General features: G+C 44.2%; 1 protein-coding gene and 1 pseudogene. Both read left to right on the forward strand.

Annotated elements, in window-relative coordinates; genetic code table 11:
• A pseudogene (locus AC1Q7N_RS11635) lies at positions 1-345 on the forward strand (hypothetical protein); the annotation flags it as partial.
• A gap of 231 nt (positions 346-576) precedes the next feature.
• Positions 577-1,915 (forward strand): hypothetical protein (locus tag AC1Q7N_RS11640; RefSeq protein WP_492713240.1); only part of this gene is annotated, 1,339 nt, incomplete at its 3' end.

The raw sequence follows: 1,915 nt of genomic DNA on the forward strand, positions 1-1,915 counted from the left end.
AGACTCGTACTTGTCGATTCACTTAATGACGTACTTGCGCTATTGGAGTCACTTACGCTCGTTGATGTTGACGCACTTTCTGAAGTCGATGTACTCGTTGATCCTGAAAGACTCGTACTTGTCGAGCCACTTAATGACGTACTTGTACTGTTTGATTCACTCGTTGATGCAGATGCGCTATCAGACATCGACGTACTCGCTGATTCTGATAACTTCTTACTTGTACTCGCTGATTCACTCTCACTCGTTGATGTGGATGCACTTTCTGATGTCGACGTGCTTGTTGAATCTGAAACGCTTGTGCTTGTCGACTCACTTAAAGATGTGCTTGCACTGTTTGAGTAGCTCACACTTGTTGACGTTGACGCACTGTCTGATGTCGATGTACTCGTTGAATCCGAAATGCTTGTACTTGTCGAGTCACTTAAGGACGTACTTGCACTGTTTGAGTAGCTTACACTCATAGATGTAGATGCACTATCGGATGTTGATGTTCTTGTTGAGTCTGAAACGCTCGTACTTGTCGAGTCACTTAATGATGTACTTTCACTGTTTGACTCACTCTCACTCGTTGATGTGGATGCACTTTCTGATGTCGACATACTCGTTGAGTCTGAAACGCTCGTACTTGTCGAGTCAATCAACGATGTACTTGCGCTATTGGAGTCGCTCACACTCGTTGACGTTGATGCACTGTCTGATGTTGACGTACTTGTTGAGTTTGAAAGACTCGTACTTGTCGATTCACTTAATGACGTACTTGTACTATTTGAGTCGCTCACACTCGTTGACGTTGATGCACTTTCTGACGTTGACGTACTTGTTGAATCTGAAACGCTTGTACTTGATGATTCACTTAATGACGTACTTGCGCTATTGGAGTCGCTCACACTCGTTGACGTTGATGCACTGTCTGATGTCGATGTGCTTGTTGAATCTGAAACGCTTGTGCTTAATGATTCACTCATGGATGTGCTTGTACTGTTTGAGTCACTCTCACTTGTTGATGCAGACGTACTATCTGATGTCGATGTACTCGTTGAGTCTGAAAGACTCGTACTTGTCGATTCACTTAATGACGTACTTGCGCTATTGGAGTCACTTACGCTCGTTGATGTTGACGCACTTTCTGAAGTCGATGTACTCGTTGATCCTGAAAGACTCGTACTTGTCGAGCCACTTAATGACGTACTTGTACTGTTTGATTCACTCGTTGATGCAGATGCGCTATCAGACATCGACGTACTCGCTGATTCTGATAACTTCTTACTTGTACTCGCTGATTCACTCTCACTCGTTGATGTGGATGCACTTTCTGATGTCGACGTGCTTGTTGAATCTGAAACGCTTGTGCTTGTCGACTCACTTAAAGATGTGCTTGCACTGTTTGAGTCACTCTCACTCGTTGATGTTGATGTACTGTCTGATGTGGACACACTCGTTGAGTCTGAAAGACTCGTACTTGTCGATTCACTTAATGACGTACTTGCGCTATTGGAGTCACTTACGCTCGTTGATGTTGACGCACTTTCTGAAGTCGATGTACTCGTTGATCCTGAAAGACTCGTACTTGTCGAGCCACTTAATGACGTACTTGTACTGTTTGATTCACTCGTTGATGCAGATGCGCTATCAGACATCGACGTACTCGCTGATTCTGATAACTTCTTACTTGTACTCGCTGATTCACTCTCACTCGTTGATGTGGATGCACTTTCTGATGTCGACGTGCTTGTTGAATCTGAAACGCTTGTGCTTGTCGACTCACTTAAAGATGTGCTTGCACTGTTTGAGTCACTCTCACTCGTTGATGTTGATGTACTGTCTGATGTGGACACACTCGTTGAGTCTGAAAGACTCGTACTTGTCGATTCACTTAATGACGTACTTGCGCTATTGGAGTCACTTACGCTCG

The organism is Staphylococcus sp. GW823-FHT05F06, from assembly GCF_058795495.1.